Source organism: Flavobacterium sp., assembly GCF_041392005.1.
In the GTDB taxonomy this organism is placed as follows: domain Bacteria; phylum Bacteroidota; class Bacteroidia; order Flavobacteriales; family Flavobacteriaceae; genus Flavobacterium.
The window spans coordinates 45989-54130 of record NZ_JAWKMX010000016.1 but is presented as its reverse complement, the minus strand read 5'-3'; the positions used below and the strand labels follow the sequence as shown (position 1 = coordinate 54130).

The window sequence follows — 8142 nt, the reverse complement described above, 5'->3', positions numbered from 1 at the left end:
CCATTTTTTTCGCGATAAAACGATTATTCCTAAAACAATTATAAGTGTAAAAATACTATCAAAAATTGAAGGTATAAAGGTGTTTTCTGGGGCTTTATAAAGTGTAATTTTTGGTTCAGCAATGGTTTCGTTTTTTTCTAATGAAGCAATTAAATCTAAAGGAAGAAATAGTGTTTGGGCAGCTTCATCTACTTTAGTTCCAAAAATTAAATTAATCCCTAAATTTAAAAAAAAATGATTTTTTTGATACGTAAATAATACCTCACGATAGGTTTTTGTAATGGGTTTTGTGCTTTCAATTTTAGAAGAAGACAATACGTTATTTACTTTATCAATTGAAATTGTAGTACAATTTTTATCAATAAATTTATACGTATAATATTTGTCGTCAGTTTGCAACGAATTCCAAATGGTAGTAAATAGAGCTTGTTTTTGTGCGGCATTTAGTTTTAGTTTTTGCTCCCAAATACTTCGTTTTTCATAACGATAGCTGTATTCAAAATTAGCATACGGATATGCCGATACAAAATATTGCAAATCGCCTTTTATGAATTTTAGCATAAAATTTGGTGTTTCAAAATCGAACATTCCATAGTTAAATACCAAATCGATATTCTGGTTTATATCTTTTACGCGAATAGCAGTATGACCGTAAAGTGAGTACGATTGGTTTCCTGTTCCGCAATTTAAAAAGCTAATTTCAGCTTGTTCCGATAGTTGAGGTGTTTGCGAAAAGCTTATAAAATGGAATAGTATAAGTAGAAAGAAAAGTATTTTTTTTATCATTATTTTACTAAATTATTTATACTAACGAAAAATACCTAAATCGACTTTTAATGAAAATATGTTAGAATACAACGCTGCACTTTGGTTTCCCAAATCGGTTAACGCATAATCTACTTGAATGCCTTTGTATTTAAACCCAACACCAAAATTTGGCTGAAAGCTTAGTTTGCCGCTTCCATCAATTTGGGTAATTTGTTGAAAATTGCCAACACCACCACGCAAAAATATCAAATCTATATAGCCTGCTTCAAAGCCAACAGCTGGGTCAATACTTACAACACTAGTAGAAATAATATCGTTGGTTTGTGCAAACTGCATATTTAAATTGGCTGCTGCTGTAATGCTATAATCGTATCGGATTATATATTTTTTTGAAATTCCTAATTGAGCTTTTGGTAGCGTAATTTCAGCGGTTTCGGGTAATTCTTGGTTTTCGCCTGGCACAGCATCTTGTATTTTTTTATAAGCTTCTTCGTTTATGGCCCAAGTGTTATAGGTAGTGGTAATATCGCGAAGCATTACTCCAAATTTCCAATCTTCATCATCGCTAATATATTGTACTCCTAAGTCGAAACCGAATCCCCAAGAGTTAGCAAAATCGCCAATAACCCGATGAATAATTTTAGCATTTACCCCATAATTTAAACCATCAATTGGTAAACTTCGAGCATACGACACGGTAAGTCCATAATCGGCAGTTGAAAAGAGTGAAATTCGGTTGTAATCTATATTTCCTTGGCTGTCTATAAGTTGTGTAGTATCCATAATATCATCTACACCAAACCGAATAAGCGAAATACCTACAGCACTTCTATCGTCTATAGGCATGGCAAAACCAGCATAATCGTATTTGGCAATATTGGCAAAATAATTAGCGTGCATAAGCGCCACTTGTTTGTCTTCCATATTTAACAAACCTGCCGGATTCCAATAACCCGAGTTTACATCGGCAGTTTGAGCAGTAACAGTATTGCTCATGCCCAATGCAGCTGCATCTACACCAATATTCATAAATTCGTTTGAATATTTCCGAATGGCTTGGCTAGAACAAACGCCAAAACAAAATAAAAATATGAAGGCAATTTTCTTCAAAAACAATTTTTTTTTACAAATATCACATAAAATTCTTAATTAGTAAACTTTAAAAGTGCTAACTTATTGTGTTATCTTTGCGCAAAGTTAAAACTATTACACTATGGCAATTTCAAAATACATACCTAATGCACTTACCTTGTTAAATTTAACTTGTGGTTTATTGGCATTAATTCAAATTTTTAATGGCTATTACGATTTTGCATTTTACTTTGTATGTTTGGGTATATTCTTTGATTTTTGGGACGGTTTTGCAGCTCGAAAATTAGGGGTTTCAAGCGAGTTAGGTGTTCAACTCGATTCTTTAGCCGATATGGTTACCAGTGGTGTAGTGCCAGGTTTAATGATGTTTAAACTTTTTGAACAAATACAAGAAAATATTCCGCAATTTAAAGTTACCGAAGATACTTTTTATATGGGTATAGTACCGTATTTAGGATTTTTAATTACACTAGCATCTTGCTACCGATTGGCAAAATTTAATATAGATGAAAGGCAAACCGAAAATTTTATAGGATTACCAACACCTGCCAATACGTTGTTAATTATGAGTATTCCTATGATTCAATATGCAGATGAATACCAGTGGCTTACCGATGTTTTAGACAATCCGTATGTGTTGTTAGCCATTACCTTGTTAAGTGCTTATTTACTAAATGCCGAAATAAAACTGTTTTCTCTTAAACTAAAAGATTTTTCTTGGGCAAATAATAAAGTGCGATTTAGTTTTGTAGTGTATGCTTTAATTTTATTGCTGTTTTTAAATGTGTTAGCTATTCCTGTAATTATTTTATCATATATTCTAGTGTCTATGGTTGTAAATACAACAGCAAAAAATGGCAACAACTAAACGCAAAAAACAAAAAACGTCTCGAAAAAAGGCAACCTCAAAATTTTCGACACTAAAAGTTTTACTGTATTCGGTATTTTCTCTTTTTCTTGTAATACTTTTGGTACTAGGGTATCAATATCGTGATGGTTTTCTTTATTATTTAGGATTTAAATCGAATAAAAAACTAGAGCTTTCTAAGGACGAACGTAAATTAGTCGATATTCATATATACGAAGTTTTAAGCTCACATAAAAATCATGTAGCAGGTATTGATGTTTCGCAGTATCAAGGAAAAATACATTGGGATAAATTAGGAACCATTGAAGATAACTTTGACATAAAATTTGTAATTGCTCGCGCAACTGTTGGAAAAAATAAAGTTGACAATCGGTTTAACGAAAATTGGCAACAAATAGCGAAAAAAAATATTATACGTGGCGCGTATCATTATTATCGACCTAACGAAAACTCTATAGCACAAGCCAATTTGTTTATTAAAACTGTAAACTTAAAAAAAGGCGATTTGCCACCTATTTTAGATATTGAAAAACTTCCCAAAACCCAATCGTTAGACAGTTTAAAAGTGGGCTTAAAACGATGGTTAACGGCAGTAGAAAAACATTATAATATGAAGCCTATTATTTATTCGGGCGAAAGTTATTACAACGATTTTCTAAAAGATGATTTTCCAGAGTATCAATTTTGGATTGCTAATTATAACTTTTGGCGAAAAGAACCCGAAAACAATTGGTTGCTGTGGCAATTTACCGAAAAAGCTAAAATTAATGGTATTGATGGAATGGTTGATGTTAATTTACTAAATGGAGATTTTGTACGATTAGTTAGTTTAACTAAAAAATAATGTTTATTTTTGTTTAACTAAAACCTGTTTTTAGATGAACAATATAAAGTCTGTTTTCAGTATTAACGATTTAGAAAATCTTTCTGGAATAAAAGCGCATACTATTAGAATGTGGGAAAAACGCTACACTATTTTTTCGCCCAATAGAAATACTAATAATGTAAGATTTTACACAACTAACGATTTAAAAAAAATATTAACCATAGCATTTCTTAATAATTTTGGTTATAAAATTTCTAAAATAGCAAAGCTTTCGGAAACAGAAATTATTAGTTTGGCACAAAAAATTTATTCCGATAAAACCGATAGTAATTTTGCCATTTCTAAGTTTAAACTATCGATGTTTAATTTTGATGCTAAACTGTTTCACGAAACCTACGATAAACTATTAGAAACAAAAGATTTTGAAATTATTTTTTACGAAGTGTTTATACCACTTTTAGATGAAATAGGATTTCTTTGGCAAACCGAAACGCTTACACCAATACACGAACATTTTATTAGTTCTTTAATTCGACAAAAACTTTTTGCAGAAATAGAACAAGCACAAAAAAACGCAAATTTTTCTTCAAATGAAGTATATGTATTGTTTTTACCAATGGGCGAAATACATGAAATAGGCATTATATTGGTCAATTATTTATTGCTTAAAAAAAACAAGCAAGTGGTGTATTTGGGCGAAAATGTTCCAATGGAAAATTTAACAACAGTTGTACATCATTTTAACAAGGTAAACTTTGTTAGTTATTTTACGGTTCAACCCGAAGAAGAAAATTTAAACACTTATTTAGATACATTTCATCAAAATATATTGGTAAATTCGCCTCATAAATTACTAGTTTTGGGTAAACAAGTACATAATTTCACTTCTTTTATTCCAAGTATTCAATGTTTTACATCTATTAAACAAATGTTAAATACAATTTAATTTAGTATTTATAATTATTTTGTTTAATAAAATCACTATATTTGTTAAACAAAATAAAATATGAATAAAAAAATTGCCATAATAGGTTCTGGTTTCTCGTCGTTATCGGCAGCGTGCTACTTAGCAAAAAGCGGTATGAATGTAACCGTTTTTGAAAAAAATGCAACATTAGGCGGTAGAGCTCGACGCTTTTCGAAAGAGGGTTTCAATTTTGATATGGGGCCAACATGGTACTGGATGCCTGATGTATTTGAAAAGTTTTTTAACGATTTTGAGAAAAAACCTGCCGATTATTATGAGTTGGATAAATTAACGCCAGCCTACAAAGTATATTTTTCAAAAACAGAACAGGTTACTATTTCAGATAATTTAGAGGAAATTACCAAAACGTTTGAAAATATTGAAAAAGGAAGTGGTAAAAAATTACAAAAGTTTATACAGCAAGCCAAAGATAATTATGCCATTGCGGTTGAAAAAATGGTGTACAAACCAGGCGATTCTATATTCGAATTAATTAGCGTAGAAACGGCTTTTCGTGTTCATCAATTTTTTTCGACCATAAAAAAAGATGTTAGAAAGCAGTTTAAAGACGAACGTTTGCGCCAAATTTTAGAATTTCCAGTATTGTTTTTAGGCGCTAAACCTTCAAATACACCATCGTTTTACAATTTTATGAACTATGCCGATTTTGGCTTAGGAACTTGGCATCCTAAAAGCGGAATGTATTCGGTTGTAGCAGCAATGGTTTCGTTAGCAAAAAGCTTAGGCGTAAACTTTCAAACCAGTGCAAATGTTTCAAAAATTATTGTTGAAAACGGCGTGGCAAAAGGACTAAAAGTGAATAATGAAAATTGTTTTTTTGACGCAATTTTAAGTGGCGCCGATTACCACCATACAGAAACTTTATTGGATGAAAAATATAGAATGTACACAGAAAAGTATTGGGAAAAGAAAACATTTGCTCCTTCTTCATTGCTTTTTTATGTAGGTTTTGATAAAAAAATTGCAAATGTAGAACACCATACACTTTTTTTTGATACTTCTTTTGAAGCACATGCTAAAGAAATTTACGATGTTAAAAAGTGGCCAAAAGAGCCTCTTTTCTATGCCAGTTTTCCATCGATTACCGATTCCTTTTTTGCCCCACATGGAAAAGAGGCGGCTACTTTTCTAATTCCAATTGCACCAGGTTTAAACGATTCTGCGGCAATTAGAGAAGAATATTTTAACATCATTATGGAACGATTAGAAAAATTAACAGGTCAATCTTTAAAAGATTTTGTTATTTTTAAAGAAAGTTATTGTGTGCAAAATTTTATAAATGATTATAATTCGTACAAAGGTAATGCGTATGGTTTAGCAAACATTTTAAGCCAAACCGCATTTTTAAGACCCAAAATAAAGAGTAGAAAAGTTCAAAATTTGTTTTTTACGGGTCAGTTAACTGTGCCAGGGCCAGGCGTTCCGCCATCAATTATCTCAGGTAAAATTGCAAGTGAAAAAATTTTAAAAACTATGAAACTATGAAAGCTTTATTCGATATTTCTTCGCTTGAATGTAGTAAAAAAATTACCACTACTTATAGCACTTCTTTTTCGCTAGCTATAAAAATGTTAGCACCCGAAATTAGAAACGATATTTATGCCATTTATGGCTTTGTTCGTTGCGCCGATGAAATTGTAGATAGTTTTGAAGGTTTTGAGCAAGAAGAATTATTAAACGAATTTGAAGCCGAATATGAAAAAGCTTTACAACGCAAAATTAGTTTAAACCCTGTTTTAAATGCGTTTCAAAAAGTAGTACATCAATACCAATTACAAGAATTAGTTAAACCTTTTATGAACAGTATGCGAATGGATTTAACCAAGAAAGCGTACAATTCGCAAGCCGAATACGAAGCGTATATTTTTGGCTCTGCCGATGTAGTGGGTTTAATGTGTTTAAAAGTTTTTGTAAAAGGCGATGAAAAGCAATATGAAGAGTTAAAGGAAAGCGCTATGCGCTTAGGTTCGGCTTTTCAAAAAGTAAATTTTTTACGCGATTTAAAACACGATTATGAAAGTTTGGGTAGAGTATATTTTCCAGGAATCGATTTTAAATCGTTAAATAATGATGATAAAGCAAAAATAATTACCGAAATAAATGCCGATTTTAACGAGGCATTTAAAGGAATTTTAAAATTACCAATAGAAGCAAAATTTGGCGTTTACACGGCATATAGATATTATAAAAGCTTAATAAAAAAAATAAGTAATACACAACCCAATGAATTTTTAAGTAAGCGAATTCGTGTGTCAAATCCGTTAAAATTAGTAATTTTGGGAAAATCGTATTTACGTTATCAACTTAATATTATTCAAGCCTAATGGAAATTGTAACTTATATAGCCATTACAATAATTACTTTTGTAGTAATGGAAGGCGTTACTTGGTGTACGCATAAATTTGTAATGCACGGATTTTTATGGTATTTGCACGAAGATCATCATCAGCCAAAATACCAAGGAATTTTCGAAAAAAACGATGCCTTCTTTGTTATATTCGCTATTCCCAGTATTGCCTTGTTTTATTTTGGAGTAGAACCAGAATTGAATTTTAGATTCTTTATTGGTTTAGGAATTTTACTTTACGGAATAGCTTATTTTTTGGTGCACGATGTTTTAATTCATCAACGTTTTAAATGGTTTAAACACACCAAAAACAAATATTTAGTTGGATTGCGAAAAGCGCATAAAATTCATCATAAACATTTAGGAAAAGCCCACGGCGAATGCTTTGGAATGCTGTTTGTTCCAAAAAAATATTTTTCAATGTAAATGGAAAAGTATCTCTACTTAACAATAGATTTACTCACACTTTTGGTGCCTTTTATTGCGAGTTTTTATCCGAAACATTCGTATTATAAAAACTGGTTGGCTTTGTTTAAAGGCATTGCCATTGTTGGACTTTTCTTTTTAGTTTGGGATGCGTATTTTACTAAAATTGGCGTTTGGGGCTTTAACGAACGGTATTTAACGGGAATAAAAGTTTTTAACTTACCTTTAGAAGAAGTGTTATTCTTTATTTGTATTCCGTATTCGAGTGTTTTTGTTTATTTTTCTTTGGAATATTTACTCAAGAAAAATCCGCTAGAAAAATCACACAGATTAATTACTAATTTTCTATTAATGTTTTCCATTGTACTTTTTGTAATGAATTACAACAAATGGTACACGGCATCAACCTTTAGTTTGCTAGCTTTATACTTGCTTTATCATTTGTACAAAAAAACGTATTTAGGAAGACATTATTTTTCGTATGCCATTACTTTAGTTTTCTTTTTTATCGTAAACGGAATTTTAACAGGTAGTTTTATAGACGAACCTGTAGTTTGGTATAACGATGCCGAAAATTTAGGCATTCGCATAGGAACCATTCCTTTTGAAGATGCTTTTTATGGTTTTTTACTTATAGCAGCGATAATTGATTGGTTTGATTATTTTAGAAGTAAGAAATAAAAAAAGACTATCTAAAAAGTTATTTTTTTGTCAATCCGAATTTATTTTGTAATCTAATAATAAATGATAATCAAATATATATAGAAGCTGAAACAAGTTCAGCTTGACAAAATTGTACTTTTTGGACAGTTTCAGTTTTATAATTT

General features: G+C 30.9%; 9 protein-coding genes. 7 read left to right on the top strand and 2 right to left on the bottom strand.

The window, feature by feature from the left end; translation table 11 throughout:
* Both R2808_RS08475 and R2808_RS08470 read right to left on the bottom strand, forming a co-directional pair.
* Positions 1-786 (bottom strand): DUF4105 domain-containing protein (locus tag R2808_RS08475; RefSeq protein WP_371270535.1); only part of this gene is annotated, 786 nt, incomplete at its 3' end.
* 21 nt (positions 787-807) lie between these two features.
* A complete protein-coding gene (locus tag R2808_RS08470) occupies positions 808-1797 on the bottom strand; it encodes a PorV/PorQ family protein (RefSeq protein WP_371270536.1) in 990 nt (329 codons plus the stop codon).
* Between the two features lie 184 nt (positions 1798-1981).
* Between R2808_RS08470 and R2808_RS08465 the strand changes: the two genes are divergently transcribed.
* The 7 genes from R2808_RS08465 to R2808_RS08435 are packed head-to-tail and all read left to right on the top strand — an operon-like array spanning position 1982 to position 7996.
* A complete protein-coding gene (locus tag R2808_RS08465; RefSeq protein WP_371270534.1) occupies positions 1982-2728 on the top strand; it encodes a phosphatidylcholine/phosphatidylserine synthase in 747 nt (248 codons plus the stop codon).
* On the top strand, positions 2715-3572 hold the full coding sequence (locus R2808_RS08460) for a GH25 family lysozyme (RefSeq protein WP_371270532.1): 858 nt from the start codon (positions 2715-2717) through the stop codon (positions 3570-3572). The genes R2808_RS08465 and R2808_RS08460 overlap by 14 nt, the downstream gene beginning before the upstream one ends.
* 34 nt (positions 3573-3606) lie before the next feature.
* Positions 3607-4500, top strand: coding sequence for a MerR family transcriptional regulator (locus R2808_RS08455; RefSeq protein WP_371270531.1), 894 nt, complete (start codon positions 3607-3609; stop codon positions 4498-4500).
* A gap of 60 nt (positions 4501-4560) precedes the next feature.
* Positions 4561-6027, top strand: a complete 1467-nt coding sequence (locus tag R2808_RS08450) for a phytoene desaturase family protein (RefSeq protein ID WP_371270529.1) — start codon at positions 4561-4563, stop codon at positions 6025-6027.
* Positions 6024-6866, top strand: coding sequence for a phytoene/squalene synthase family protein (locus R2808_RS08445; protein WP_371270528.1), 843 nt, complete (start codon positions 6024-6026; stop codon positions 6864-6866). Before R2808_RS08450 ends, R2808_RS08445 begins: the two co-directional genes overlap by 4 nt.
* Positions 6866-7315, top strand: a complete 450-nt coding sequence (locus R2808_RS08440; protein ID WP_371270527.1) for a carotene hydroxylase — start codon at positions 6866-6868, stop codon at positions 7313-7315. The genes R2808_RS08445 and R2808_RS08440 overlap by 1 nt, the downstream gene beginning before the upstream one ends.
* On the top strand, positions 7316-7996 hold the full coding sequence (locus R2808_RS08435; RefSeq protein WP_371270526.1) for a lycopene cyclase domain-containing protein: 681 nt from the start codon (positions 7316-7318) through the stop codon (positions 7994-7996).
* Positions 7997-8142 lie beyond the last annotated feature (146 nt).